29 protein-coding genes, 1 tRNA gene and 1 riboswitch are annotated in these 25,018 nt (G+C 61.1%); of the genes, 28 read left to right on the top strand and 2 right to left on the bottom strand.

What is annotated here, in order from left to right:
- Positions 1-57 precede the first annotated feature (57 nt).
- Positions 58-233, top strand: a riboswitch (yybP-ykoY riboswitch).
- A 5-nt stretch (positions 234-238) separates the two neighbouring features.
- Together ACN9MY_RS22365 and ACN9MY_RS22360 are read left to right on the top strand one after the other, a co-directional pair.
- Complete coding sequence (locus tag ACN9MY_RS22365) at positions 239-817, top strand: TMEM165/GDT1 family protein (protein ID WP_426336178.1); 579 nt, start codon at positions 239-241, stop codon at positions 815-817.
- A 39-nt stretch (positions 818-856) separates the two neighbouring features.
- Complete coding sequence (locus ACN9MY_RS22360) at positions 857-1,837, top strand: NAD(P)H-quinone oxidoreductase (RefSeq protein WP_426337654.1); 981 nt, start codon at positions 857-859, stop codon at positions 1,835-1,837.
- Here ACN9MY_RS22360 and ACN9MY_RS22355 read toward each other — a convergent pair.
- Both ACN9MY_RS22355 and ACN9MY_RS22350 read right to left on the bottom strand, forming a co-directional pair.
- On the bottom strand, positions 1,834-2,226 hold the full coding sequence (locus tag ACN9MY_RS22355; RefSeq protein WP_426336177.1) for a hypothetical protein: 393 nt from the start codon (positions 2,224-2,226) through the stop codon (positions 1,834-1,836). The two genes, ACN9MY_RS22360 and ACN9MY_RS22355, sit on opposite strands and share 4 nt — an antisense overlap.
- Positions 2,223-2,624 carry a hypothetical protein gene (locus ACN9MY_RS22350; RefSeq protein WP_426162781.1) on the bottom strand — a complete coding sequence of 134 codons (402 nt, stop codon included), beginning with the start codon at positions 2,622-2,624 and terminating at the stop codon, positions 2,223-2,225. Before ACN9MY_RS22350 ends, ACN9MY_RS22355 begins: the two co-directional genes overlap by 4 nt.
- A 75-nt stretch (positions 2,625-2,699) precedes the next feature.
- On the opposite strand from ACN9MY_RS22350, the gene tpiA reads away from it, so the two are divergent.
- The 26 genes from tpiA (at position 2,700) to ACN9MY_RS22220 (ending at position 25,016) form a co-directional block, all read left to right on the top strand.
- A complete protein-coding gene (tpiA, locus tag ACN9MY_RS22345; RefSeq protein ID WP_426162779.1) occupies positions 2,700-3,446 on the top strand; it encodes a triose-phosphate isomerase in 747 nt (248 codons plus the stop codon).
- A gap of 30 nt (positions 3,447-3,476) precedes the next feature.
- The gene (gene secG / locus ACN9MY_RS22340; protein WP_426162776.1) at positions 3,477-3,932 is read left to right on the top strand and encodes a preprotein translocase subunit SecG; all 456 of its coding nucleotides are present in this window, start codon (positions 3,477-3,479) and stop codon (positions 3,930-3,932) included.
- 95 nt (positions 3,933-4,027) lie between these two features.
- Positions 4,028-4,112 (top strand) — tRNA-Leu (locus ACN9MY_RS22335).
- 142 nt (positions 4,113-4,254) lie between these two features.
- Entirely contained in the window at positions 4,255-4,614 is a 360-nt protein-coding gene (locus tag ACN9MY_RS22330; protein WP_426162773.1) for an NADH-quinone oxidoreductase subunit A, read from the top strand.
- A 3-nt stretch (positions 4,615-4,617) separates the two neighbouring features.
- Complete coding sequence (locus tag ACN9MY_RS22325; protein ID WP_028104278.1) at positions 4,618-5,094, top strand: NuoB/complex I 20 kDa subunit family protein; 477 nt, start codon at positions 4,618-4,620, stop codon at positions 5,092-5,094.
- A 6-nt stretch (positions 5,095-5,100) separates the two neighbouring features.
- The gene (locus ACN9MY_RS22320; RefSeq protein ID WP_426162770.1) at positions 5,101-5,691 is read left to right on the top strand and encodes an NADH-quinone oxidoreductase subunit C; all 591 of its coding nucleotides are present in this window, start codon (positions 5,101-5,103) and stop codon (positions 5,689-5,691) included.
- 3 nt (positions 5,692-5,694) lie between these two features.
- Complete coding sequence (locus ACN9MY_RS22315; protein ID WP_426318653.1) at positions 5,695-6,948, top strand: NADH-quinone oxidoreductase subunit D; 1,254 nt, start codon at positions 5,695-5,697, stop codon at positions 6,946-6,948.
- A 9-nt stretch (positions 6,949-6,957) separates the two neighbouring features.
- A complete protein-coding gene (nuoE, locus tag ACN9MY_RS22310; RefSeq protein ID WP_426336176.1) occupies positions 6,958-7,437 on the top strand; it encodes an NADH-quinone oxidoreductase subunit NuoE in 480 nt (159 codons plus the stop codon).
- A complete protein-coding gene (nuoF, locus tag ACN9MY_RS22305) occupies positions 7,434-8,732 on the top strand; it encodes an NADH-quinone oxidoreductase subunit NuoF (protein WP_426162764.1) in 1,299 nt (432 codons plus the stop codon). Before nuoE ends, nuoF begins: the two co-directional genes overlap by 4 nt.
- 12 nt (positions 8,733-8,744) lie before the next feature.
- Positions 8,745-11,075, top strand: coding sequence for an NADH-quinone oxidoreductase subunit NuoG (gene nuoG / locus ACN9MY_RS22300; RefSeq protein ID WP_426336175.1), 2,331 nt, complete (start codon positions 8,745-8,747; stop codon positions 11,073-11,075).
- On the top strand, positions 11,075-12,157 hold the full coding sequence (gene nuoH / locus ACN9MY_RS22295) for an NADH-quinone oxidoreductase subunit NuoH (protein WP_426162760.1): 1,083 nt from the start codon (positions 11,075-11,077) through the stop codon (positions 12,155-12,157). Before nuoG ends, nuoH begins: the two co-directional genes overlap by 1 nt.
- Before the next feature lie 15 nt (positions 12,158-12,172).
- Positions 12,173-12,661, top strand: coding sequence for an NADH-quinone oxidoreductase subunit NuoI (gene nuoI / locus ACN9MY_RS22290; protein ID WP_028104271.1), 489 nt, complete (start codon positions 12,173-12,175; stop codon positions 12,659-12,661).
- An 18-nt stretch (positions 12,662-12,679) separates the two neighbouring features.
- Positions 12,680-13,312: an NADH-quinone oxidoreductase subunit J gene (locus ACN9MY_RS22285; RefSeq protein WP_426162758.1), complete on the top strand. Its 633-nt coding sequence runs from the start codon at positions 12,680-12,682 to the stop codon at positions 13,310-13,312.
- Complete coding sequence (gene nuoK, locus ACN9MY_RS22280) at positions 13,309-13,617, top strand: NADH-quinone oxidoreductase subunit NuoK (RefSeq protein WP_028104269.1); 309 nt, start codon at positions 13,309-13,311, stop codon at positions 13,615-13,617. Before ACN9MY_RS22285 ends, nuoK begins: the two co-directional genes overlap by 4 nt.
- 32 nt (positions 13,618-13,649) lie before the next feature.
- On the top strand, positions 13,650-15,698 hold the full coding sequence (gene nuoL, locus ACN9MY_RS22275; protein WP_426162756.1) for an NADH-quinone oxidoreductase subunit L: 2,049 nt from the start codon (positions 13,650-13,652) through the stop codon (positions 15,696-15,698).
- A gap of 24 nt (positions 15,699-15,722) precedes the next feature.
- Positions 15,723-17,231, top strand: coding sequence for an NADH-quinone oxidoreductase subunit M (locus ACN9MY_RS22270; RefSeq protein ID WP_426162754.1), 1,509 nt, complete (start codon positions 15,723-15,725; stop codon positions 17,229-17,231).
- A gap of 22 nt (positions 17,232-17,253) precedes the next feature.
- Positions 17,254-18,738, top strand: coding sequence for an NADH-quinone oxidoreductase subunit NuoN (gene nuoN, locus ACN9MY_RS22265; RefSeq protein ID WP_426336174.1), 1,485 nt, complete (start codon positions 17,254-17,256; stop codon positions 18,736-18,738).
- Between the two features lie 3 nt (positions 18,739-18,741).
- Positions 18,742-19,044, top strand: coding sequence for a DUF2818 family protein (locus ACN9MY_RS22260; RefSeq protein WP_426336173.1), 303 nt, complete (start codon positions 18,742-18,744; stop codon positions 19,042-19,044).
- 157 nt (positions 19,045-19,201) lie between these two features.
- Positions 19,202-19,759, top strand: coding sequence for an NUDIX domain-containing protein (locus tag ACN9MY_RS22255; RefSeq protein ID WP_426162746.1), 558 nt, complete (start codon positions 19,202-19,204; stop codon positions 19,757-19,759).
- Between the two features lie 4 nt (positions 19,760-19,763).
- Entirely contained in the window at positions 19,764-20,471 is a 708-nt protein-coding gene (locus tag ACN9MY_RS22250; protein ID WP_426162744.1) for a hypothetical protein, read from the top strand.
- Positions 20,468-21,151, top strand: a complete 684-nt coding sequence (gene ispD / locus ACN9MY_RS22245; RefSeq protein ID WP_426162742.1) for a 2-C-methyl-D-erythritol 4-phosphate cytidylyltransferase — start codon at positions 20,468-20,470, stop codon at positions 21,149-21,151. The genes ACN9MY_RS22250 and ispD overlap by 4 nt, the downstream gene beginning before the upstream one ends.
- Entirely contained in the window at positions 21,148-21,645 is a 498-nt protein-coding gene (gene ispF, locus ACN9MY_RS22240) for a 2-C-methyl-D-erythritol 2,4-cyclodiphosphate synthase (protein WP_426336172.1), read from the top strand. The genes ispD and ispF overlap by 4 nt, the downstream gene beginning before the upstream one ends.
- A gap of 4 nt (positions 21,646-21,649) precedes the next feature.
- The gene (locus tag ACN9MY_RS22235) at positions 21,650-22,570 is read left to right on the top strand and encodes a cupin-like domain-containing protein (RefSeq protein WP_426336171.1); all 921 of its coding nucleotides are present in this window, start codon (positions 21,650-21,652) and stop codon (positions 22,568-22,570) included.
- A gap of 36 nt (positions 22,571-22,606) precedes the next feature.
- The gene (locus ACN9MY_RS22230; protein WP_426162736.1) at positions 22,607-23,308 is read left to right on the top strand and encodes a hypothetical protein; all 702 of its coding nucleotides are present in this window, start codon (positions 22,607-22,609) and stop codon (positions 23,306-23,308) included.
- 534 nt (positions 23,309-23,842) lie between these two features.
- Complete coding sequence (locus tag ACN9MY_RS22225; RefSeq protein ID WP_426336170.1) at positions 23,843-24,145, top strand: hypothetical protein; 303 nt, start codon at positions 23,843-23,845, stop codon at positions 24,143-24,145.
- A 10-nt stretch (positions 24,146-24,155) separates the two neighbouring features.
- Positions 24,156-25,016, top strand: coding sequence for a hypothetical protein (locus ACN9MY_RS22220; protein WP_426336169.1), 861 nt, complete (start codon positions 24,156-24,158; stop codon positions 25,014-25,016).
- The last annotated feature ends 2 nt before the right edge of the window (positions 25,017-25,018 follow it).

The raw sequence follows: 25,018 nt of genomic DNA, 5'->3' as shown, positions 1-25,018 counted from the left end.
CTGTTCAGGGTCAGACCCTTGGGTCTGACCCTGGTTTACCGGTTTTGAGGTAAAATCCCGCCCGTCATCGGGGAGTAGCCTCTCCTCCGCCCCCGGAGGAGGCATATGTCAACACACTTGGCCCACAGGCCATGGCATATGCGGTCCCATACTTGGCAAGACCTTTGACCACAGCGCCGCCGATGTAGGCCGGGGGCGAGCTGTGGTCATTCGTCCGTGCCCGGCCTGGAAACACAATATGGAATCGCTCCTCGTCTCAACCGGCGTCGTCGCCCTGGCCGAAATCGGCGACAAGACCCAGCTGCTGGCCTTCCTGCTTGCCGCCCGCTTCAAGAAACCGCTGCCGATCGTCGCCGGCATCCTCATCGCCACCATCTTCAACCACGGCCTGGCCGGTGCACTGGGCGCCTGGATCACCTCCTTGCTCACGCCGGAAGTGTTGCGCTGGGTGCTGGGCCTGTCCTTCCTCGGCATGGCTGCCTGGACCCTGGTGCCGGACAGGATCGAGGACGACGAAACCACGATCGCCAGCCGCTTCGGCGTCTTCGGCGCCACCCTGGTGACCTTCTTCCTGGCCGAGATGGGCGACAAGACCCAGGTCGCCACCGTGGCGATGGCCGCCCACTATCCGGCCCCGCTGATGGTGGTGGCCGGCACCACCCTCGGCATGCTGATCGCCGACGTGCCTGCCGTCTTTGCGGGCGACAAGCTGGTCGCGAAAATCCCGCTCAAGCTGGTGCACGGCATTGCCGCCGCCATGTTCGCGGGACTGGGCCTGGCCACCTTGCTCGGCATGGGCGCTCGCTTCGGGCTGTAAGCGCTACAATCGCCTCTTTCCAGGAGAGGTGATGCCATGATGCGTGCGATTGAAATCCAGAAACCGGGTGGCGCCGATGTGCTGCGCCTGTGCGAGCGTCCGCTGCCGGTGGCGAAGGAGGGCGAGTTGCGCATCCGCGTGCACGCGGCCGGCATCAACCGGCCGGACGTGTTTCAGCGCATGGGCAGCTACGCGCCGCCGCCGGGCGCCACCGATATCCCGGGCCTGGAGGTGGCAGGCGAGATCGTCGATGGCGACCTGGCAGCCAGCGGCTTCAAGATCGGCGACATGGTATGTGCGCTGGTGCAGGGGGGCGGCTATGCCGAGTACGTGACGGCGCCGGTGCAGCAGGTGCTGCCCGTGCCGCACGGCCTGTCTCCGCTGGAGGCGGCCTCGTTGCCGGAGACTTTCTTCACCGTCTGGAGCAATGTATTCGACCGCGCAGGGCTGGGCAAGGGCGAGACCTTGCTGGTGCAGGGCGGCACCTCGGGCATCGGCGTGACGGCGATCCAGCTCGCCCGCGCACTCGGCCATCGCGTGTTTGCCACGGCGGGCAGCGACGAGAAAGCGCGGGCCTGCGAGGCCTTGGGCGCGGCGCGCGGCATCAACTACCGCACCGAAGACTTCGCAGCCGTGGTGCGGGAACTGACCGGCGATACCGGCGTCGACGTGATCCTCGACATGGTGGGCGGCGATTACCTGCCACGCGAAATCAGTTGCCTGGCCGACGATGGCCGCATCGCCATCATCGCGCTGCTGGGCGGCGCCAAGGGTACGCTGGACATGGGGCAGGTGCTGAAGCGCCGCCTGACCATCACGGGTTCGACCCTGCGTCCGCGCTCGGTCGCGTTCAAGGGGGCCATCGCGCGCCAACTGCGCGAAAAGGTATGGCCGCTGATCGAGGCGGGAGACATCAAGCCCGTGATCTACGAGAGCTTCCCGCTGGAGCAGGCAGCCAAGGCCCACGCGCTGATGGAGAGCAGCAGCCATGTGGGCAAGATCATGCTGCAGGTGCTTTAAGGTTTCTTGCGGTAGTGGCCGACAATATAGGTGATCATTGCAGCGCCCCAGCTCACCGCAGTGACGACGAGCAGTAGGGCGATGAACACGAGGACCACAATCTCCGAGCCCTGGCCCTTGAGGCTTCCGAGAAAGGCAAACAGTGGGACCGCGACGATGATCGGCAGCGCGACCAGGGCCCACACCGAGCGTTTCAGCAGGGAAGGGCGCGATTTCGTCTCTGCCGGTGGCTTACGCAAGTTGCGCCAGGCCAGGGCTGGCCACCCGAGCAGGAAGATCAGCGCGCTGATCTCGTCGTTGCTGGATACGAGCCTGAACAGGATGAGCAGGAGCGTGACCTGGATGAAGCCCAGCACGATGCCCCAGATAATAGTCAGGAGCTTTTTCATGGCGCGACCGCCTTGCTTCTGGTCGCGAAGGCAAGCGTAGCGCCAAGCCAGCCGCAGGCAACAGTCATGGCCCCAAGCACCTGCCTGAACATGGCATCAAAAGTGCCGACAAGCCCGCCGCGATCTGCGGCCAGGCCGTGGATCGCGGCAATCGCCGCCAGCGGCAGCAGGGACATGAGGGTGATTAACATGTTGTCGAGCTCGCGCTTGCGCAGCCTGCGGATCTCGACGCAGCGCCAGGACAAGGAAGGAAAGCCGATGACAAAGATCCAGAACGTCATCGCCGTCAAACCGCCATGAGGTTGATTGTTGAATAACGTTGGCACGCTGCCGATGATGAGAGCGGTGGGTAACGCCAACGCGAACCCGAAAAAGATGTCAAGAATATTATTTTTCATGGGGCGCGAAGTCTAGCGTTTGACCCGACTTTGGGGCGCACGCTACAATAACGGGTTATTAAAAATTAAGCTACTATGCGCCGCAAACTCGTCATCGGTAACTGGAAAATGAACGGCAGCCGTGCCGCCAACACTACCCTGTTGGCAGGCATCAAGGCTGGCCTGGGTGATGCAAAGGCCGATACCGCGGTCTGCGTCCCAGCCCCGTATCTGGCACAATGTCAGGCTGAACTCACGGGCAGCGCGATTGCCTGGGGTTCCCAGGATGTGTCCGCCCACGCTTCGGGCGCCTACACAGGTGAAATCTCGGCAGCCATGTTGCTGGATTTCGGCAGCAAATTCGCCATCGTCGGCCACTCCGAGCGCCGCTCCTACCATCAGGAGAGCAGTGCCCTGGTGGCCCAGAAGGCGTTGGCTGCCGTGAATGCCGGCCTGGTGCCGGTGGTTTGCGTAGGCGAGACGCTGGAAGAGCGCGAGGCCGGCAAGACCGCCGACGTGGTGGGCGAGCAACTGGATGCGGTGCTGGAGGTGCTGGGCGCTGAACAGCTGGCAAAGATTGTGCTGGCGTACGAGCCTGTCTGGGCAATCGGCACCGGCAAGACCGCCACTCCGGAAATGGCGCAGGAAGTGCATGCGCTGCTGCGCGCCCGGGTGGCAAAGAAGGATGCGGCATCTGCCGCCGGCATGCAGATCCTGTATGGCGGCAGCATGAAGCCGGAAAACGCCAAGGAGTTGCTGGCCCAGCCTGATATCGACGGCGGCCTGATTGGCGGTGCAGCACTGAAGGCGGTGGATTTTCTTGCCATCATCGCTGCTGCATAAGCGGGGCAATTTTATTATTTAAGGAATAGCATGAACACTTTGTTCAATCTGGTTATCGTAGTGCAGGTCATCTCCGCCGTGGCGATCATTGGCCTGGTACTGCTGCAGCATGGCAAGGGCGCCGATATGGGTGCCGCCTTCGGCTCTGGTGCTTCGGGCAGCTTGTTTGGTGCTTCTGGCTCCTCCAACTTCCTGTCTAAGTCGACCGCACTGGCGGCAGCCATTTTCTTCGGCGCCACCCTCGGCCTGTCGGTCCTGGCTAGCAAAGGCAATATTTCGGCCGGCGCCGGTGTGATGGATAACGTCAAGGCCCCGGCGGCGGCTCCTGCGCCGGTGGGTGGTGCTGCGGCGATTCCTTCGGCTGCTCCTGCCGCTCCTGCTGCTCCAGTGGCTGCGACTCCGGCTCCTGTCGAGGCGCCGGCTGCTTCCGCGCCAGCTGCTTCGGCGCCTGCTGCGGCCGCTCCAGCTGCTTCGCCAGCGAAGTAAAACTGGCAACTTTGAACTTTTTGCCGTTTTTCTTCTTGATTATGCGCAATTTGCATTAACAAAGCGATGATCACAGTGTAGAATAGCGGCCTATTGCCGACGTGGTGAAATTGGTAGACACGCTATCTTGAGGGGGTAGTGGCGCAAGCTGTACGAGTTCGAGTCTCGTCGTCGGCACCAAAAAAGATCAAAAGCCAGCAGGTCGTTTGAATCGTAGATTCAGTGGCTTAGCTGGTTTTTTTACGAGGATGTGTCGTTTGATCCTGGTCTCAGTAGTAGGTGATTGGGGTCGAGCGTAATTCAACTAAGCTGCTTACCCATCGTGAACCTCGAAAATTACTTCCCCGTCCTGTTGTTCCTGATCGTCGGCCTTGGCGTCGGCGTAGTCCCGCAAGTGCTCGGCCATATCCTTGGCCCGAACAAGCCCGATGCGGCCAAGCTCTCCCCATTCGAGTGCGGCTTCGAAGCTTTCGAAGACGCGCGCATGAAATTCGACGTGCGTTACTACCTCGTCGCAATTCTGTTCATTCTGTTCGACCTTGAAACTGCATTCTTCTTCCCATGGGGCGTCTCCATGCGTGAACTGGGCTGGCAGGGTTACGTGACGATGATGGTGTTCATCGCCGAATTCGTGGTCGGTTTTTGGTATATCTGGAAGAAAGGTGCCCTTGATTGGGAATAAGCCATGTCTATTGAAGGCGTATTTAACGAAGGCTTCATCACCACTACCTTTGACACGGTAATCAACTGGGCGCGTACGGGTTCGATGTACCCGATGACGTTCGGTCTGGCTTGCTGTGCAGTGGAGATGATGCATGCTGGTGCTGCCCGTTACGACCTGGAGCGTTTCGGTTTCATGTTCCGTCCGTCGCCACGTCAGTCCGACGTGATGATCGTGGCAGGCACCCTGTGCAACAAGATGGCCCCTGCGCTGCGCAAGGTCTATGACCAGATGCCTGACCCGCGTTGGGTGATCTCCATGGGTTCCTGCGCCAACGGCGGCGGCTACTACCACTACTCGTACTCCGTAGTGCGCGGTTGCGACCGTATCGTGCCGGTCGACGTGTACGTGCCGGGATGCCCGCCGACTGCAGAAGCACTGCTGTACGGCATCCTGCAGCTGCACAACAAGATCAAGAAGACCAACACGATCGCGCGGTAAGACCTTATGAACACACATCTGCAAACACTGGTCTCCGCCCTCGAGCAAAAGCTGGGCGAGCGGGCCTCCATCGTCGTCGCGCTGGGCGAAGTGACGATTACAGTCAAATCTGGGGACTACTACCAGGTAATGCAAGAGCTGCGCGACGACGCAGCTTTGCGTTTTGATACGCTGATCGACTTGTGCGGCGTTGACTACTCGACCTACGGTGAAGGCACCTGGGACGGCCTGCGCTTCGCGGCCGTGACTCACCTGCTGTCCGTCACCAAGAACTGGCGCCTGCGCGTGCGCGTGTTCGCTTCGGACGACGACATGCCTATCCTGGCCTCCGTGACCTCGATCTGGCGCTCCGCCAACTGGTTTGAGCGCGAAGCGTTCGACCTGTTCGGCATCATCTTCGAAGGCCACAACGACCTGCGCCGCATCCTGACCGACTACGGTTTCATCGGCCATCCATTCCGCAAGGACTTCCCAGTGTCGGGCTACGTTGAAATGCGCTATGACCAGGAGCAGAAGCGCGTTGTCTACCAGCCTGTGACCATCGAGCCGCGCGAAAACGTGCCGCGCGTGATCCGCGAAGAAAACTACGGGAAGTAAGAAATGGCTGAAATTAAGAATTACACCCTGAACTTTGGTCCGCAGCACCCTGCGGCGCACGGCGTGCTGCGCCTGGTGCTGGAGCTGGACGGTGAAGTGATCCAGCGCGCCGACCCGCATATCGGCCTGCTGCACCGCGCCACCGAGAAGCTGGCCGAGCAGAAGACCTACCTGCAATCCGTGCCGTACATGGACCGCCTGGACTATGTGTCCATGATGTCCAACGAGCACGCCTACGTGATGGCGATCGAGAAGCTGCTGGGCCTGGATGTGCCGGTGCGCGCGCAGTACATCCGCGTGATGTTCGACGAAATCACCCGCCTGCTGAACCACCTGCTGTGGCTGGGCGCGCACGCGCTGGACGTGGGCGCCATGGGCCCGTTCCTGTACGCATTCCGCGACCGCGAAGACCTGATGGACTGCTACGAAGCAGTGTCGGGCGCGCGCATGCACGCGGCTTACTACCGTCCGGGCGGCGTGTACCGCGACCTGCCGGACGCCATGCCGCAGTACAAGGCATCGCTGATCCGCAACGCGAAAGCGCTGGCAGAGCGTAACGAGAACCGCCAGGGTTCGCTGCTCGACTTCATCGAAGACTTCACCAAGCGTTTCCCGACCTATGTCGATGAATACGAAACCCTGCTGACCGACAACCGTATCTGGAAACAGCGTACCGTCGGCGTGGGCGTGGTGTCTCCTGAAGACGCAATGGCCATGGGCTTCACCGGCGCCATGCTGCGCGGCTCGGGCATCGCCTGGGACGTGCGCAAGAAGCAGCCGTACGAGGTCTACGACAAGATGGACTTCGACATCCCGGTCGGTACCAACGGCGATTGCTACGACCGCTACCTGGTGCGCGTGGAAGAGATGCGCCAGTCGAACAGGATCATCAAGCAGTGCGTGGCATGGCTGAAAGCCAACCCGGGTCCTGTCATGACCAGCAACCGCAAGGTCGCTCCGCCTAACCGCGTGGACATGAAGACCAATATGGAATCGCTGATCCACCACTTCAAGCTGTTTACCGAAGGCTTCCACGTGCCGCCGGGCGAAGCGTACAGCGCGGTGGAACACCCGAAAGGCGAATTCGGCATCTACCTGATCTCCGATGGCGCCAACAAGCCATACCGTATGAAGATCCGTGCACCGGGCTTTGCCCACCTGCAGGGTCTGGACGAGATGTCGCGCGGCCACATGATCGCCGACGCCGTGACCATCATCGGTACCCAGGACATCGTTTTCGGTGAAATCGACCGCTAAGGGCAAGAAATGCTGTTATCCCACGAATGCTATAAAAAAATCGACCGCGAGTTGGCCAAGTATCCGGCCGACCAGCGCCAGTCGGCCGTGATGGCCGCGCTGGCCCACGCCCAGGTTGAACTGGGCTGGCTGTCGCCAGAAACCATGAAGGAAATCGCGGACTACATCCGCATGCCGGCCATCGCCGTGCAGGAAGTCGCGACTTTCTACAATATGTACAACCTGAAGCCGGTCGGCAAGCACAAGATCACCGTGTGCACCAACCTGCCATGCGCACTGTCGGGCGGCGTGAAAGCTGCCGAGCACCTGAAGGCCAAGCTGGGCATCGACTTCCGCGGCACCACCGAAGACGGTGCGTTCACGCTGATGGAAGGGGAGTGCATGGGCGCCTGCGGCGACGCACCGGTCATCCTGGTCAACAACCACCGCATGTGTTCCCACATGAGCAACGACAAACTGGACGCCCTCGTGGAGGAGCTCAAGAAATGACTTCCCTGCACGACCGTCACATCAACCCCCTGATCCTGAAGGATCTGAACGGCGACAACTGGCGCCTGGCCGACTACGTCAAGCGTGGCGGCTACTCGGCGCTGCGCCGCATCCTGGAAGAGAAGATTCCTCCAGAGCAGATCATCGCCGACCTGAAGACCTCCGGCCTGCGCGGCCGCGGCGGTGCGGGTTTCCCGACCGGCCTGAAATGGTCCTTCATGCCGCGCCAGTTCCCTGGCCAGAAATACCTCGTCTGCAACACCGACGAAGGCGAACCGGGCACATTCAAAGACCGCGACATCATCCGCTACAACCCGCATTCGCTGATCGAAGGCATGGCCATCGGTGCGTACGCGATGGGTATCACCGTGGGCTACAACTACATCCACGGCGAGATCTTCCAGGAATACCTGCGCTTTGAAGAAGCGCTGGAAGAAGCGCGCGCCGCCGGCTTCCTGGGCGACAAGATCATGGGTTCGGAGTTCAGCTTCCAGCTGCACGCCCACCATGGCTACGGCGCCTACATCTGCGGCGAAGAAACCGCGCTGCTGGAATCGCTGGAAGGCAAGAAAGGCCAGCCGCGCTTCAAGCCGCCTTTCCCGGCCTCGTTCGGCCTGTACGGCAAGCCGACCACCATCAACAACACCGAGACTTTCGCGGCCGTTCCGTTCATCCTGAACATCGGCGCCGAAAACTACCTCGGCCTGGGCAAGCCTAACAACGGCGGCACCAAGATCTTCTCGATCTCGGGCGACGTTGAGCGTCCGGGCAACTACGAAGTCCCGCTGGGCACTCCGTTCGCCAAGCTGATGGAGCTGGCTGGCGGCATGCGCGGCGGCAAGAAGATCAAGGCCGTGATCCCTGGCGGTTCGTCCGCTCCGGTGATCCGCGGCGAGATCATGATGCAGACTGACCTCGATTACGATTCGATCGCCAAAGCCGGCTCCATGCTGGGTTCGGGCGCCGTGATCGTGATGGACGAGACGCGCTGCATGGTGAAGGCCCTGGAACGCCTGTCCTACTTCTACTTTGAAGAGTCGTGCGGCCAGTGCACCCCGTGCCGTGAAGGCACCGGCTGGATGTACCGCATGATCCACCGTATCGAGAACGGCCAGGGCCGTCCTTCGGACCTGGACATGCTGAACTCCATCGCCGACAACATCCAGGGCCGCACCATCTGCGCGCTGGGCGATGCTGCCGCCATGCCGGTACGCGCCTTCGTCAAGCAGTTCCGCGAAGAATTTGAATATCACGTCGAACACAAGCACTGCCTGGTGCCTGTTTCGGCTTACTAAGCTGCGATTATCATGGTTGAAATCGAAATTGACGGCAAAAAGGTAGAAGTCCCTGCGGGTAGCATGGTGATGGACGCCGCCAACAAGCTGGGTACCTACATCCCGCACTTCTGCTATCACAAGAAATTGTCGATCGCTGCGAACTGCCGTATGTGCCTGGTCGAAGTTGAGAAGGCGCCTAAGCCTTTGCCAGCATGCGCCACGCCGGTATCGGCTGGCATGGTCGTGAAATCCGCCTCCGACAAGGCTGTGCAAGCACAGAAGTCGGTGATGGAATTCCTGCTGATTAACCACCCGCTGGATTGCCCGATCTGCGACCAGGGCGGTGAGTGCCAGCTGCAGGACTTGGCCGTAGGCTACGGCAAGATGGAGTCCCGCTACGAAGAAGAGAAGCGCGTTGTGCCGCCGAAGGCCGGCAGCTCGCTGGTGGCGATGGAAGAAATGTCGCGTTGCATCCACTGCACCCGTTGCGTGCGTTTTGGCCAGGAAGTGGCCGGCGTGATGGAACTGGGCATGCTGGGCCGCGGCGAGCATTCCGAGATCACCACCTTCGTGGGCGAAGCAGTGAGCTCCGAAATGTCGGGCAACATGATCGACCTGTGCCCGGTCGGCGCGCTGACCTCGCGTCCATTCCGCTACAGCGCCCGTACCTGGGAACTGTCGCGCCGCAAATCGGTCTCCCCGCACGACTCCACCGGCGCGAACCTGATCGTGCAAGTGAAGCAGGGCTCCGTGAAGCGCGTGCTGCCGTTCGAGAACGAAGCAGTCAACGAGTGCTGGATTTCCGACAAGGACCGCTACTCCTACGAAGCGCTGGAAAGCGCCGAGCGCCTGACCAAGCCGATGCTGAAGCAGGGCGGCGAGTGGAAAGAAGTTGAATGGCAAGTCGCGCTGGAATACGTGGCGCACGGCCTGAAGAACATCAAGCACGAACACGGCGCGGACTCGCTGGCTGCCTACGGCACCGCGCACTCCACCGTGGAAGAACTGGCCCTGCTGAAGAAGCTGATGCACGGCGTGGGTTCCGAGAACGTGGACTTCCGCCTGCGCCAGTCCGACTTCGCGCTGGATGGCGAAGTGAAGCCGTGGCTGGGCATGCCGATTGCTGAACTGAGCTCGCTGCAGCGCGTGTTCGTGATCGGTTCCTTCCTGCGCAAGGACCACCCGCTGTTCGCGACCCGCATCCGCGCGGCCGTGAAAGCCGGCGGCAAGCTGTCCGTGCTGCACGCTGCCGACACTGAAAACCTGATCACCACCGCCAACAAGATTATCGCTGCGCCGACCGACTGGCTGGCCGCGCTGTCCGGCGTAGTGTCCGCTGTGGCCAAGGCGAAGGGCGTTGCCGCTCCGGCCGGTTTCGAAGGCGTGGTCGCCTCGGCCGAAGCAGAAGCCATCGCTGAATCGCTGGTGGGCGGCGAGCGCAAAGCTATCTTCCTGGGTAACGCCGCCGTGGCGCATCCGGAAGCGTCGAAGCTGCACGCTGCCGCACAGTGGATCGCTGAACAAACCGGCGCCAAGCTGGGCTACCTGACCGAAGCAGCCAACACCGTTGGCGGCTACCTGGTCGGCGCCACCGCGAAGAACGCGGCGCCAGCCTTCTCCGTGCAGAAGAAAGCCTATGTGCTGCTGAACGCCGAGCCGGAACTGGACGCTGCCAACCCGCAAGCTGCCAAGACCGCGCTGAACGCCGCCGACATGGTGGTCGTGATGTCGGCCTTCAAGCACGGCATGGAGTACGCCGACGTGCTGCTGCCAGTGGCGCCGTTCGCCGAGACTTCCGGCTCCTTCGTCAACGCCGAAGGCCGCCTGCAGTCCTTCAACGGCACCGTCAAGCCAATGGGCGACGCCCGTCCGGCCTGGAAAGTGCTGCGCGTACTGGGCAACATCCTCGGCCTGGGCGGCTTCGACTACGAGACCTCGGAATCGATCCGCGACGAACTGTTCGAAAAAGGCGCGTCCGACCTGTCGGCCAAGCTGTCGAACGTGTCGCGCAAGGCTGCCGTTGCCGGCGTGCCGTTCACCGCGACCGGCTTGCAGCGCCTCGCCGACGTGCCGATCTACTTCGCCGACGCCCTGGCGCGCCGTTCCGGCCCGCTGCTGGCGACCACCGATGCTGCCGCTCCGAAAGCGCACCTGTCTACTGCCGCTGCGCAGCAGATCGGCGTGAAGGCCGGCGACAAGGTTGAAGTGAAGCAGGGCTCCGGCTTTGCGATCCTGGAAGCGACCATCGACGCCGGCCTGCCAGCGAACGTGGTGCGCGTGTCCGCCGCACACGCATCGACCGCGATGCTGGGCGCGATGTTCGGTGACATCACCGTTGCTAAAGCAGGGGAGGGCAAGTAATGGCTCTGCCAGAAATGATTGATTCGATTAAAGTGATGGGCGAGGCCAACCTCGGCACCTTCTGGCCGTTCGTCTGGACCATGGCCAAGATCCTGTGCGTGACCCTGCCTCTGATGGGCCTGGTGGCCTACCTGACCCTGTGGGAGCGTAAGCTGCTGGGCTGGATCCAGATCCGTATCGGCCCGAACCGCGTGGGCCCGAACGGCCTGCTGCAGCCGATCGCCGACGCACTGAAACTGCTCTTCAAAGAGATCATCGTCCCGACCAAGTCGAACAAGTCCCTGTTCTTCATCGGTCCTGTGATGACCATCATGCCGGCACTGGCTTGCTGGTCCGTGGTGCCGTTCGCCCCGGGCGCCGCCCTGGCCGACGTGAACGCCGGCCTGCTGCTGATCATGGCGATCGCCTCGATGGAGGTGTACGGCATCATCATCGCCGGCTGGTCCGCCAACTCGAAGTACTCCTTCATGGGCGCGATGCGTGCATCGGCACAGATGGTGTCCTACGAAATCGCCATGGGCTTCGCCCTGGTGATCGTGCTGATGGTTTCCGGTTCGCTGAACCTGTCCGAGATCGTGGCCGGCCAGCAGAAGGGCACCATGGCTGCCATGGGCCTGAACCTGTTCTCCTGGAACTGGCTGCCGCTGCTGCCGATCTTCGTCGTGTACCTGGTGTCCGGCCTGGCTGAATGTAACCGCCACCCGTTCGACGTGGTGGAAGGCGAATCCGAGATCGTCGGCGGCCACATGGTCGAATACGGCGGCATGGCTTACGCGATGTTCTTCCTGGCGGAATACGCCAACATGATCCTGATCGGCCTGCTGGCTTCGATCATGTTCCTGGGCGGCTGGTCCGCACCGATCGCAGCGCTGGAAATCGGCGGCGTGTTCGGCGGCTTCTTCTGGCTGTTCATCAAGACCTTCTTCATCGTGTCGCTGTTCATCTGGACCCGCGGAACGTTCCCACGTTATCGCTATGACCAGATCATGCGTTTGGGCTGGAAAGTGTTCATCCCACTGACCCTGGTGTACCTGGTGTTCGTGGCGACCTGGATGCAGACCTCCTGGAATATTTGGAAGTAAGAGAGCGAATACAGAATGGACCGATTGAAAGATTTCTTCGGCAGCTTCTTGCTGACCGAACTGTTCAAGGGGATGGCGCTGACCGGCAAATACATGTTTGCCAAGAAGATCACCGTCCAGTTCCCTGAAGAGAAAACCCCGATCTCGCCGCGTTTCCGCGGCCTGCACGCCCTGCGCCGTTATCCGAACGGCGAAGAGCGCTGCATCGCCTGCAAGCTGTGCGAAGCAGTTTGCCCGGCGATGGCGATCACCATCGAGTCGGAGCAGCGTGACGACGGCAGCCGCCGTACCACCCGCTACGACATCGACCTGACCAAGTGCATCTTCTGCGGCTTCTGCGAAGAATCCTGCCCGGTGGACTCGATTGTCGAGACGCACGTACTGGAATACCACGGCGAAAAACGCGGTGACCTGTACTACACCAAAGAGATGCTGCTGGCCGTAGGCGACCGCTACGAAGCGGAAATCGCGGCTAACCGCGCGGCCGATGCCAAGTACCGCTGATCGCCGAGGCTAATAAAAATGAACTTCACTTCTATTTTGTTCTACGTGTTCGCTGCCATCCTGGTGCTGGCATCGCTGCGCGTTATTACTGCACGCAATCCGGTGCATGCGGCGCTGTACCTGGTGCTGGCCTTCTTCCAGGCGGCCGGCATCTGGATGCTGCTGAAAGCCGAATTCCTGTCCATCGTGCTGGTGCTGGTGTACGTCGGCGCCGTCATGGTCCTGTTCCTGTTCGTCGTGATGATGATCGACATCGACCTCGACAAGCTGCGCGCGGGCTTCTGGAATTACCTGCCGGTTGCTTCCATCATCGGCGGTGTGATCGTGCTGGAAATGGCTGCCGTGATCTGGCGCTCGTTCCCGTCCACCGGCACCGCGGTGCCTGAGGCGGCCAACAGCATCGGCCAGACCAAGGCGCTGGGCCTGAAGATCTACACCGAGTACGTCTACGCATTTGAAATCGCAGCCGTGGTCCTGCTGGTGGCTATCGTTGCCGCCGTGGCCCTGACCCTGCGCAAGCGCAAAGACACCAAGGCTATCGACCCGGGCGTTGCCGTCCGCGTCAAGCGCAATGACCGCCTGAAGATCGTGAAGATGGACGCCACCGTCCACGCTCCGGTCGCAGCAGCGGAAACGAAGGAGGCACCATGACTTTATCCCTGGCTCATTACCTGGTCCTTGGCGCGATCCTGTTCGCGATCTCGATCGTCGGTATTTTCCTGAACCGCAAGAACGTCATCGTCCTGCTGATGGCCATCGAACTGATGCTTCTGGCAGTGAACATGAACTTCATCGCGTTCTCGCACTACCTGGGCGACGCGGCCGGGCAGATCTTCGTCTTCTTCATCCTGACCGTGGCGGCTGCCGAATCGGCAATCGGCCTCGCGATCCTGGTGGTGATGTTCCGTAACCTGGACACCATCAACGTGGAAGACCTGGACAGCCTCAAAGGCTAAGTTAAAACCTCGAAAAATAGATAAGGTAAATCATGACGGGGCAACTTAACCCAACCCTCCTTCTGGCCGTTCCGCTGGCGCCGCTGGCAGGTTCCGCAATCGCGGGCCTGCTGGGCACCAAGTTCTTCGGCAATGTCGTCGGCCGTAAGGTGTCGCATACCGCGACCATCCTGGGCGTGCTGATCGCTTTCCTGATCTCGTTCCAGACCCTGCTGCAGGTGATGGATGGCGCCACCTTCAACGGTGACGTGTACCGCTGGATGACCGTGGGCAGCGTCAAGCTGGCCGTCGGCTTCCAGATCGACGCGCTGACCGCGATGATGATGAACGTGGTGACCTTCGTGTCGCTGATGGTTCACATCTACACCATCGGCTACATGGCTGAAGACGAAGGCTACAACCGCTTCTTCTCCTACATCTCGCTGTTCACCTTCTCCATGCTGATGCTGGTGATGTCGAACAACTTCCTGCAGCTGTTCTTCGGCTGGGAAGCTGTGGGCCTGGTGTCCTACCTGCTGATCGGTTTCTGGTACACCCGTCCGACCGCCATCTTCGCCAACATGAAGGCCTTCCTGGTCAACCGCGTGGGCGACTTCGGCTTCATCCTGGGCATCGGCATCATCCTGGCCTACACCGGTTCCATGGACTACCAGGAAGTGTTTGCCAAGAAGGACGTGCTGGTCAACGGCACCCTGCCGGGCTTCGGCTGGGCGCTGATCTCGGTGGCCTGCATCTGCCTGTTCATCGGCGCCATGGGCAAGTCGGCGCAGTTCCCGCTGCACGTCTGGCTGCCTGACTCGATGGAAGGCCCGACCCCGATCTCCGCACTGATTCACGCGGCAACCATGGTTACCGCCGGTATCTTCATGGTGACCCGCATGTCGCCGCTGTTCGAAATGTCGGACGCAGCGCTGTCGTTCATCCTGGTGATCGGCTCGATTACCGCGCTGTTCATGGGCTTCATGGGCATCATCCAGAACGACATCAAGCGCGTGGTGGCTTACTCGACCCTGTCGCAGCTGGGCTACATGACCGTGGCGCTGGGCGCCTCCGCTTACTCGGTGGCCGTGTTCCACCTGATGACCCACGCCTTCTTCAAGGCGCTGCTGTTCCTGGGCGCCGGCGCTGTCATCATGGCGATGCACCACGACCAGGACATCCGCAATATGGGCGGCCTGAAGAAGTACCTGAAGATCATCTGGATTACCTCGCTGCTGGGCTCCCTGGCGCTGATCGGTACCCCGTTCTTCTCCGGCTTCTACTCGAAGGACATGATCATCGAAGCCGTGCACGCAACCCACCTGCCGGGCGCTGGCTTTGCCAACTTTGCCGTGCTGGCGGGCGTGTTCGTGACCGCGTTCTACTCCTTCCGCATGTACTTCGTCGTGTTCCACGGCCCTGAGAACTTCGGCAAGGAACACCACCACGCGCACGATTCGCACCACGCTGACGAAAGCGAAGAAGACGACCACGGCCACCACGGCCTGGCTCCGGGCGAGAAGCCGCATTCGCCGGGCCTGGTAGTGACCCTGCCGCTGATCCTGCTGGCTATCCCGTCGGTCATCATCGGCGCGATCGCGATCGAACCTATGCTGTTTGGCAGCTTCTTCAAGGACGTGATCTTCGTCGGTGAAAACCACCACGCGATGCACGAACTGGCGGAAGAATTCCATGGCCCGGTTGCCATGGCAATCCACTCCCTGACCACGCTGCCCCTGTGGCTGGCGATTGCGGGCGTGGCTTCGGCTTACTACTGCTACATGGTCAATCCGAAGGTTCCTGCCTGGTTCTATGAGAAGTTCAAGTTCCTGCACACCCTGCTGGACAACAAGTACTACATGGACAAGTTCAACGAGGCTGTCTTTGCCCGCGGCGCGCGCCTGCTGGGCGAAGGCCTGTGGGCTGCTGGCGACCGCGCCATCATCGATGGTCTGATGGTGAACGGTTCGGCGAAAGTGGTGGGCTGGTTCTCCAGTGTCACCAAAGTGTTCCAGACCGGCTACATCTATCACTACGCCTTCGTGATGATCATCGGTATCCTGGGCTTCCTGGTGTACTTCCTGCCGTTTTGGCACGCTTAACAGCTGACGCAAAAGAGATAACAAATGCAGTCAACGATTAATACTCTACCTCCTTACCTCAGCCTGTCGATCTGGGTACCGATCGTCTTCGGCCTGATCGTACTGGCCATCGGCCGCGATACGCGGGCCGGCATGGTGCGCGTGCTGTCGCTGGTGGGCGCCCTGGTATCCCTGGTGCCGACCATCCCGCTGATGACGCAGTTCGACAAGGCGGCCCACGGCATGCAGTTCGTCGAGAAGGCCGCCTGGATCGAGCGCTTCAACATCTTCTACTCGCTGGGCATTGACGGCCTGTCGATGTGGTTCATTCCGCTGACCGCCTTCATCACCGTGATCGTGGTGATCTCGGCATGGGAAGTGATCACCGAACGCGTGGCGCAGTACATGGGCGCGTTCCTGATCCTGTCGGGCCTGATGATCGGCGTGTTCGCCGCCATGGACGGCCTGCTGTTCTACTTCTTCTTCGAAGCGACCCTGATCCCGATGTACATCATCATCGGCGTGTGGGGTGGTGCCAACCGCATCTACGCAGCGTTCAAGTTCTTCCTGTACACCTTCTTCGGTTCGCTGCTGACGCTGGTTGCCATCATCTACCTGTACAACAAGTCCGGTAGCTTCGATATCCTGGCCTGGCACAAGCTGCCGCTGACCATGGGCGAGCAGGTTGCGATCTTCTTCGCCTTCTTCATGGCCTTCGCCGTGAAGGTGCCGATGTTCCCGGTCCACACCTGGCTGCCGGACGTGCACGTGGAAGCGCCGACCGGCGGTTCCGCCGTGCTGGCCGCGATCATGCTGAAGCTGGGTGCTTACGGCTTCCTGCGTTTCTCGCTGCCGATCGTGCCTGACGCTTCGCACAAGCTGGCGCCGATGGTGATCGTGCTGTCCCTGATCGCCGTGATCTACATCGGCCTGGTGGCCCTGGTGCAGAAGGACATGAAGAAACTGGTGGCGTATTCGTCCATCGCGCACATGGGCTTCGTGACCCTGGGCTTCTTCATGTTCAACGAGATGGCGGTGCAGGGCGGTATCGTGCAGATGGTGTCGCACGGCTTCATCTCCGGCGCGATGTTCCTGTGCATCGGCGTGCTGTATGACCGCATGCATTCGCGCCAGATCGCCGACTACGGTGGCGTCGTGAACAAGATGCCCAAGTTCGCCGCACTGTTCATCCTGTTCTCCATGGCTAACTGCGGCCTGCCAGCCACCTCCGGCTTCGTGGGCGAGTTCATGGTGATCCTGGGCGCCGTGCAGTTCAACTTCGTGACCGGCATCCTGGCGGCTACCGCCCTGATCTTCGGCGCGGCTTACTCCCTGTGGATGGCCAAGCGCGTGATCTTCGGCGCCATCACCAACAAGCACGTGGAAGAGCTGACCGACGTTAACAACCGCGAGTTCCTGATGCTGGGCATCCTGGCGATCGCTGTGTTGGTGATGGGCCTGTACCCAGCGCCATTCACCGACGTGATGCAGGTTTCCGTGGCCGACCTGCTGGCGCATGCGGCTCAAAGCAAGCTGCCAGCCGTGGCCCCTTGATTGCAAATAGGACCAAGTTTTCATGAATACCACTAACCTGATCCCGCTCTACGCAGAAGTCTTTCTGCTGATCGCCGCTTCGGCGATCCTGCTGATCGACATGTTCCTGGCAGAGGGCAAACGTGCGATCACTTATATGCTGACGCTGGCGACCCTGGTGGGCGCGGCCTTCTTCAGCTTTGCCGACTACATGTCCGGCAGCACGGTGTACGCGTTCTCGAACATGTTCATCAGCGACCCGATGGGCAACCTGCTGAAACTGTTCTCCTACCTGACCATGGCGATGACGCTGGTGTATGCACGCCAGTATTCCACCGACCGCGGCATGTTGGGCGGTAACCTGGGCGGCGAGTTCTACGTCCTGGCGCTGTTCTCCCTGCTGGGCCAGATGGTGATGATCTCGGCCAACAACTTCCTGACCATTTACCTGGGCCTGGAACTGATGTCCCTGTCGCTGTACGCCCTGGTGGCCCTGCGCCGCGACGACGCCCGCGCAACCGAAGCTGCGATGAAGTACTTCATCCTGGGCGCGCTGGCTTCCGGCTTCCTGCTGTATGGCATGTCGATGTTGTATGGCGCGACCGGTTCGCTGGATATCTCCCGCGTGGCTGACAAGATCGGCTCCGGTACCGTCAACCCGACCATCCTGACCTTCGGCCTGGTGTTCGTGGTGGCCGGCCTGGCGTTCAAACTGGGCGCCGTTCCGTTCCATATGTGGGTACCGGACGTCTACCAAGGCGCTCCAACCGGCGTGACCCTGCTGCTGGGCGGCGCTCCGAAGCTGGCGACCTTCGCCATCTGCGTGCGCCTGCTGGTGGAAGGCATGCGCCCTGCGGCTGGCGACTGGCAGCAGATGCTGATGATCCTGGCCGTGCTGTCGCTGGCCATCGGCAACCTGACCGCCATCGCACAGACCAACCTGAAACGCATGCTGGCTTACTCCACCATCGCGCAAATGGGCTTCGTGCTGCTGGGCCTGATGGCCGGCGTTGTGGGCCACGAGACGGCCAATGGCGCCGCCGCCTACTCGTCCGCCATGTACTACGCGATCACCTACGTGCTGACCACCGTCGGCTCGTTTGGCCTGATCATGGTGCTGGCGCGCCAGGGCTTTGAAGCCGAAGAAATCAACGACTTCAAAGGCCTGTCCAAGCGCAGCCCGGGCTACGCAGTGCTGATGTCCGTGCTGATGTTCTCGCTGGCCGGCGTGCCGCCGATGATGGGCTTTGCCGCCAAGTTTGCGGTGCTGCAATCGGTGCTGGCGACAGGCGCTGTGTGGCTGACCGTGTTTGCAGTGATGTTCTCGCTGGTGGGCGCGTTCTACTACATCCGCATCGTGAAAGTGATGTGGTTCGACGAGCCGGCTGACACCACTCCTCTGTCCGTCACCACCGACAAGGGTGTCGTGCTGGCACTGAACGGCCTGGCCGTCGTGGTGCTGGGCATGATCCCAGGCCCTCTGCTGAACGCCTGCATGGCGGCGATGCAGAAGACCCTGGCTTCCTGATAGATGGACGTCAATGCTTCATCCTGGCTGGTCATCCTGCTTGCAGTGGTGGCCGCCAACCTGCCTTTCCTGAACGAGAAGGTATTTGCCCTGGTTCCGCTGAAAGCCGCACGCAAGCCATTCCTGGTGCGGCTGGCGGAACTGGCAGTGCTGTATGTTGTCGTTGGCGGCATCGGCATTGCGCTCGAATCCCGCATCGGCACCGAGTTTCCGCAGAACTGGGAGTTCTACTGGGTCGCGGCTTTCGCCTTCCTGGTGTTTGCATTTCCTGGCTTCGTGGTACGCTACCTGCGTAAACACCACTAATAGAACCGGTAAACCTGGGTCTCAAAGCCTGTGATTGGGTTGTACGCCTTTGACCTTCTCAATTAGTCAAAGGCCCAGAACCAACCCCATGACCTGGAGACCGTTGAGGGTCAGACCCTTTGGGTCTGACCCAGGTTTACCGGTTTAAAAATCAACCATGGACAAACACCTAAAAGAAACCAAGATAGACGGCAGCATCGCCTACGACGGCGGCTTCCTCAAAGTCCACCGCGACACGGTCAGCCTGCCCGACGGCAAGCACACCAAGCGCGAATACATCCGCCATCCCGGCGCTGTAGTCATCATCCCCGTGCTCGATAACGGCAAGGTCCTGTTGGAGCGCCAATACCGCTACCCCAACGACCGCGTCTTCATCGAGCTCCCCGCCGGCAAGATCGACCCGGGTGAAGACCCTCTGGCCTGCGCCATGCGTGAGCTGGAAGAGGAAACCGGCTACACCGCCGCCGACTGGCAATTCGTGAGCACCATCCACAACGCCATCGCCTACTCGGACGAGCACCTGGACATCTACCTGGCGCGCGGCCTGACCGCTGGCGAAGTCAAGCTGGACGACGGTGAATTCATCGAAACCATTACCGCCAGCGTGGATGAAATGCTGGACTGGGTCCGCAGCGGCAAGATCACCGACGTCAAGACCGTGATCGGCGCCTTCTGGCTCGACAAGCTGCGCGCCGGCGCCTGGAAGCTGGACTGAGGCCATGAACGGCATGCGCTGCCTGCTACTGGTTGGAGCCCTCGCGGCAAACCAGGCGCAGGCAGCGCCGGTGCAGCGCACGCCGTTCCAGATCCGCTGCGAAGATACGATCAGCAAGACAGTCTCAGTGCTGTCGGCGCGCCAGAACGGCTACACCGTCAATACACAGCTGTCGTACAAGCAGCTCTCGGCCATGCGCACCGAAAAGATGCCGGCCACCGGCTATGTGCTGGGCCTGACCCGCACCGAGTCGCGCGTGCAGATCGCCCTCGATGGTCCGATGCTCACCGACCCGGCCAGCGGCTACGAGTGCGTGGCGCCGCGGATCAAGGTGCAGTTGACGTACGCGCCAGTGCGCATTTATGTTGGCAATGAATTCCCGCCGGGGACTTGCGGTTACGCGGAGATCCTGACGCACGAACTGCGCCACATGAACGCCTACATGGACCACCTGGTCAAGGTCGAGGAAATCGTGCGGTCCGCATTGGCGCGGCGCTTCGAGGCCAAGCCGCTCTATGCCCCGGCCGGCACCGCGCGCTCGGCCCTGGCCCACGAGATCGACAGCGGCTGGCTGCCGTACATCAAGGCCGAAATGGCCAAGGTGGAGGTGCAGCAGGCGCTGATCGATTCGCCGGCAGAATACGCCCGCCTGAGCAAGGCGTGCAACGGCGAGATACAAACCATTTTAAGGAAGTCACGTAGCAGAAAATGAAGCGATACTTCGCATTGATTCCCGCCGCCGGCGTTGGCGCGCGCATGGCGGCCGCCAGCCCCAAACAGTACTTGCCCATCAACGGCGTGCCGATGCTGCAGCACACGCTTGAAGCGTTTCGCCGCAGCGAACTGATTGCGCATACCTATGTGGTGGTGAGCGCGGGCGACGGCTATATCGATTCCATCACGCCCGAACTTGGCGTGACGGTCCTGCGCTGCGGCGGCGCTACGCGCATGGATTCGATCCTGAACGGCTTGCGCGCCATTCGCGCCAACGTGGGCGATGACGACATGGTGCTGGTGCACGACGCTGCACGTCCCGGCCTGACGCCGGCCCTGATCGCAAAGCTGATTGCCGCTGTCGGCGACCACGAGGGCGGGGGGCTGCTTGCCCTGCCGGTGGTGGACACGGTAAAGTCCACGCGAACGGGCACTTTGCAGACCACGCCGCGCGACGGCCTGTGGCTGGCGCAGACACCGCAGATGTTCTCGTACTCGCTGCTGCTGCGCGCCCTGGCGCTGGCGCCGGACCCGAACGCCATCACCGATGACGCCAGTGCCGTCGAGATGCTAGGCTTCTCGCCGAAACTGGTGGAAGGCCACCCCCGCAATTTGAAGGTCACGCTGCCGACCGATATCGCGATCGCAGAAATGTATTTAGGACAGGATTCAAAATGACGCAACTCCCATTCCGCATCGGCCAGGGCTACGATTCGCACCGCCTGGTTGAAGGCCGTAAGCTGATTCTTGGCGGGGTCGAGATCCCGCACGAACGCGGCCTGCTTGGGCACTCGGACGCAGACGCGCTGCTGCATGCGATCACCGACGCCATCCTCGGCGCGGCGGCGCTGGGCGATATCGGCAAGCACTTCCCGGATACGGCCGAAGAATTCCGCGGCGCCGATTCGCGCGTGCTGCTGCGCGAGGCCGCCAAGCGCGTGCGCGCAACAGGCTACGATGTCGGCAATGTGGACTGCACCATCATCGCCCAGCGCCCGAAGATGGCGCCGCACATTGCAACCATGGCGGCCAATATTGCCGCCGACCTCGGCGTGCCGGCCGGCCATGTGAACGTGAAGGCCAAGACCAACGAGAAGCTCGGCTATCTTGGCCGAGAAGAAGGTATCAATGCCGAAGCTGTAGCGCTGCTGGTACTGCGCCAGGGGGCGTAAGGCCATGACGTCACGCCAGCCGCCGCGCGAACCAGCGCCCGGCGCAGCGCTTGCTGCGTCGCGCCTGCGGCCGCTCGAAGCTTCGCGCAACCTGCCGGACGGGGAGGCGGCGCAAGCCGCCAAAGCCGAAGCACGCGAGCGCCGCGACGCTGCGGTGCGCGGCGTGTCTTCGATGCAGGAGATGCGTGAAGCCATCCGCGCGGCAGCCCGCGCTTTGCCGGCCATCGATGCCGTGCCGCGCGTACGCCCGATGAGCGCAACGGCGTTCCGCACACGGGCGCGTGAAGGGCTGCCATTCCTGATTCCCGGCGCAGTTGCACGCTGGCCGATCTGCGCGCTCGGTCCGGAAGTGCTGCGAGAGCGCTTTGGTGATGTACACGTGCGCGCACGCGTTGGCGACTACATCGGCACTGCCTTCGCACCCGACCGCGCGATGCAGGACATGACCATGCGCGAGTATCTCGATCTCGCCGATGTGGCTGAAGGCTTGCCGCCATACCTCGGCAACCTCGAACTGCGCGAGTTGAATAGCCTGTGCCACTGGCCGGCGTATTTCGAAAAGATGGGGCCGCCGCGCTTCTGGATCGGCCCCGCCGGAACTGTCACGCCGCTGCACAGCGACTTTGACGACAACATTTTCGCGCAGGTCTGGGGCAGCAAGCGGATTTTCCTCGCGCCGCCGCACCACGACGAGTTCCTTTACACCCGCGAGGCCAATCCGGTCTTGTTCGGCAGCCCGTTCGATCCCGAAGCGCCAGATTTCGAACGCTACCCGCTGGCGCGCCAGGCCACGATGATCGAAGTGATCGTCCAGCCTGGCGATATGCTCTTCGTTCCGGCCGGCTGGTACCACCAGGTGCGCGCACTGACATTCTCGCTGTCGTCAAACCGCTGGGCGCGCGGCAAACCTTTTGCCTTGGCTTGAAAGACAGGTATGTGGCCGTTTCCAAAGTGAACAAAATTGCGGGCACTTGTCACGCCAGAATGGGGCGCGCAGCCGACGAAATTGCCACCTGAGCTAGATCGATACTTTCCTGTCCTAAATGGCGACTACTCGGAGCGTTGGGACATTGGAATCAATCTTCTCGATCGTGTTCATGCTGAAAAATGCACGTGCGCCATCGCATCGCATCCAGTTGTCCGTGTACTCAACGGAATTGTTCTGGATGATCCGAATACGAGTGACCATCATATCTATTTGAATCATCCCGCTTTGAAGGGAAGTGTTCTCTTCTTGTCGCATGATGGCGATTCGAGAGTCGTGTTTGCATCGCTTGCGGAGTTCATGGATTTCGTCGGGAAGGCAAAACGGGAAGGCCTATGGTTCAGTGATCTCCATCCCTCAAGATCCACTATTGTTGAGGATCAAGTTGCTCTGAGCCAACTGATTACCGATCTGCTCGACAATAGCGATCCCGAGATCGAGGCCGCTGTGCTCGCGATTATTCCCTCCATGGATCTACGAGACGAAAGGTTATTGAGCCGGCTCGCTTCTGATTCGAATTTCTTTTACGGAGAAGCCGTGGCGAGGGAAATTGAAAAGAGACCGGCCCCTTACTTGATGCGGTTAGCGGAGCGTTGCGCTCAACACGAACATATTCAGGTCCGCCAGGCCTGGAATAGGGCTGTAGCGGCAATTAGGGAGTTGAAGGTCGAATCTTAAGGCGGCGTTGGACTGCCATGGACCGGACTTGTCCGGTTCGGCCCAGGCATGTCTTGCCTGATGCTCACCTGCCACTCTTTGCACCTTGTGAGCGGTTGTGGTACTGAAGGATGATGCGCCGTCCTTCTTCAATTTCTTCTTGTGTTGGGGTGCGTCCATTGAAAAGCAGCCTGCCTCGTTCGAAATCGTGCGATTGCATCTCGGAACATTCCTCAGTCGGGACAATGTCATCGTCTTTCATCGCGTCAATTGCGTCCCAATCCGTCTCGCTCACGCAGGATGATGTGATATTGAAGGGCTTCTGGCCTGGTGGCTTTTCGAAAGGAAATGACACTGAGGGTCTCGCTTTCATAGCAGTAGGTCAACTTGGCAATTCGCCCTTCCACGAATCCGACTATTCGCTTTAGTTCGTCCCAGAAGATTGACATGGTCAGTCCAGGCCTTTGGAAAAGGAGGTCAAGCAGCCGGGCGGTAAGTTGATGCTCAAGCGCTTCGACGGCACATGTGTTGAGGTGGATCAGGTAAGATCGCGGGATGACTAGGGATACTTTTGATTACCGCGATGTGGCGGTGGAATCGGTCGAGGAATGCGGCCAGGTGGTGCTGCGGCCGGTGAATGGGCAGGCGTTCAGCCCGGAGATGCGGGTTCAGTGTTCGCGGCAGTTGCGCGATACGGCCGTTTATCCGCTGGGTACCTGTTTCCTTGTGCTGGCGAAGATGACCGACCGTCTCGGGGGGGAGCCTTACCTGTACGTCTTCCATGGCGACCCGGTCAAGGTGCTGACGCCTGCGCAGCTCGAGACTTTCCTCAATGACCGCCGCCGCTTGCGGATCTAGGAGAATATTGATGAAGCTTGTTTTTGTTGCGTTGCTGGCGGTGCCGGCATTGGCGATCGCACAAGCGGCCGACCCTCAGCCTGACGAACTATTGCAAATCGCATTCCCGAAGTGGGTCGACGAGGAGGGCGGGCGTTTGCAGTCGATCCCGACCAGCGCCGCTACGCGCGGCTGGAATGCGAAACAAGGCAGGAAGCGCAACGTCATCGTGCTGCCGCGCCAGGTGGTGCGCGTCTCCCCGGGTCGCATCGTGCTGCTGGCGACCATGATGCCGGCAGGCGATGGCGGCGAGCCGCAAGTTGCACACGGCACGCCGGCCGGCCTTGCAGCCTATACCTTCAAGCCCGGCAAGGACGGTTGGAAGATCGCCAGGCGCCAGGAGCCGTTCGCCCTGCAGGGCTTTGAAGGACGGGTGCAGTTGGCGACGGCTCCATTGTCCGCAAAGTCGCAGGCGTTGCAAGCTACCTGGGGAAGCTGCTGGCAAGGGCATTGCGTGGATGTCATCGCGCTGTATGCAATCGGCGCCGACGGCGTGAAAGCACAGCCGCTCCTGCTGCAAAAGATCAAGGGCAGCAACGTCTACTCACGCCCCGATTGCGTCGACCGCCTGGGCGGCATCGTGCAAGGCTTGCATCCTGCCGATCCAGCCTACGCCGACGAGAAGGTGCCGCCGGGCCAATGCTATGACATCGAAGGCCGCTGGGAGCTTGCCGGTGCAAGCGCGCTGACGCTGCGTTTCACTGGCGCGGTGAGCAAGGCAGGCAAGGATGGCAATGCTCCTGCGCAGCGCGTCGACCAGGCGATGAAGTTCGAATTCCGCGGCGGGCGCTATGTGCCCGTCTCCGGCAGCAATCCCGTTCCGGACGCTTAAAT

This window comes from Pseudoduganella sp. R-31, assembly GCF_049913235.1.
Lineage (GTDB): Bacteria > Pseudomonadota > Gammaproteobacteria > Burkholderiales > Burkholderiaceae_D > Rugamonas.
Note: the sequence above shows the minus strand (reverse complement) of the source record. Positions and strands in the feature narration are given on the sequence as shown.

Bases quoted from the DNA above. Each gene is read 5' to 3' on its own strand.
- ACN9MY_RS22365 (WP_426336178.1), top strand. From the start codon at position 239: ATGGAATCGCTCCTCGTCTCAACCGGCGTCGTCGCCCTGGCCGAAATC.
- ACN9MY_RS22360 (WP_426337654.1), top strand. From the start codon at position 857: ATGCGTGCGATTGAAATCCAGAAACCGGGTGGCGCCGATGTGCTGCGC.
- ACN9MY_RS22355 (WP_426336177.1), bottom strand. From the start codon at position 2,226: ATGAAAAAGCTCCTGACTATTATCTGGGGCATCGTGCTGGGCTTCATC.
- ACN9MY_RS22350 (WP_426162781.1), bottom strand. From the start codon at position 2,624: ATGAAAAATAATATTCTTGACATCTTTTTCGGGTTCGCGTTGGCGTTA.
- tpiA (WP_426162779.1), top strand. From the start codon at position 2,700: ATGCGCCGCAAACTCGTCATCGGTAACTGGAAAATGAACGGCAGCCGT.
- secG (WP_426162776.1), top strand. From the start codon at position 3,477: ATGAACACTTTGTTCAATCTGGTTATCGTAGTGCAGGTCATCTCCGCC.
- ACN9MY_RS22325 (WP_028104278.1), top strand. From the start codon at position 4,618: ATGTCTATTGAAGGCGTATTTAACGAAGGCTTCATCACCACTACCTTT.
- ACN9MY_RS22320 (WP_426162770.1), top strand. From the start codon at position 5,101: ATGAACACACATCTGCAAACACTGGTCTCCGCCCTCGAGCAAAAGCTG.
- ACN9MY_RS22315 (WP_426318653.1), top strand. From the start codon at position 5,695: ATGGCTGAAATTAAGAATTACACCCTGAACTTTGGTCCGCAGCACCCT.
- nuoE (WP_426336176.1), top strand. From the start codon at position 6,958: ATGCTGTTATCCCACGAATGCTATAAAAAAATCGACCGCGAGTTGGCC.
- nuoF (WP_426162764.1), top strand. From the start codon at position 7,434: ATGACTTCCCTGCACGACCGTCACATCAACCCCCTGATCCTGAAGGAT.
- nuoG (WP_426336175.1), top strand. From the start codon at position 8,745: ATGGTTGAAATCGAAATTGACGGCAAAAAGGTAGAAGTCCCTGCGGGT.
- nuoH (WP_426162760.1), top strand. From the start codon at position 11,075: ATGGCTCTGCCAGAAATGATTGATTCGATTAAAGTGATGGGCGAGGCC.
- nuoI (WP_028104271.1), top strand. From the start codon at position 12,173: ATGGACCGATTGAAAGATTTCTTCGGCAGCTTCTTGCTGACCGAACTG.
- ACN9MY_RS22285 (WP_426162758.1), top strand. From the start codon at position 12,680: ATGAACTTCACTTCTATTTTGTTCTACGTGTTCGCTGCCATCCTGGTG.
- nuoK (WP_028104269.1), top strand. From the start codon at position 13,309: ATGACTTTATCCCTGGCTCATTACCTGGTCCTTGGCGCGATCCTGTTC.
- nuoL (WP_426162756.1), top strand. From the start codon at position 13,650: ATGACGGGGCAACTTAACCCAACCCTCCTTCTGGCCGTTCCGCTGGCG.
- ACN9MY_RS22270 (WP_426162754.1), top strand. From the start codon at position 15,723: ATGCAGTCAACGATTAATACTCTACCTCCTTACCTCAGCCTGTCGATC.
- nuoN (WP_426336174.1), top strand. From the start codon at position 17,254: ATGAATACCACTAACCTGATCCCGCTCTACGCAGAAGTCTTTCTGCTG.
- ACN9MY_RS22260 (WP_426336173.1), top strand. From the start codon at position 18,742: ATGGACGTCAATGCTTCATCCTGGCTGGTCATCCTGCTTGCAGTGGTG.
- ACN9MY_RS22255 (WP_426162746.1), top strand. From the start codon at position 19,202: ATGGACAAACACCTAAAAGAAACCAAGATAGACGGCAGCATCGCCTAC.
- ACN9MY_RS22250 (WP_426162744.1), top strand. From the start codon at position 19,764: ATGAACGGCATGCGCTGCCTGCTACTGGTTGGAGCCCTCGCGGCAAAC.
- ispD (WP_426162742.1), top strand. From the start codon at position 20,468: ATGAAGCGATACTTCGCATTGATTCCCGCCGCCGGCGTTGGCGCGCGC.
- ispF (WP_426336172.1), top strand. From the start codon at position 21,148: ATGACGCAACTCCCATTCCGCATCGGCCAGGGCTACGATTCGCACCGC.
- ACN9MY_RS22235 (WP_426336171.1), top strand. From the start codon at position 21,650: ATGACGTCACGCCAGCCGCCGCGCGAACCAGCGCCCGGCGCAGCGCTT.
- ACN9MY_RS22225 (WP_426336170.1), top strand. From the start codon at position 23,843: ATGACTAGGGATACTTTTGATTACCGCGATGTGGCGGTGGAATCGGTC.
- ACN9MY_RS22220 (WP_426336169.1), top strand. From the start codon at position 24,156: ATGAAGCTTGTTTTTGTTGCGTTGCTGGCGGTGCCGGCATTGGCGATC.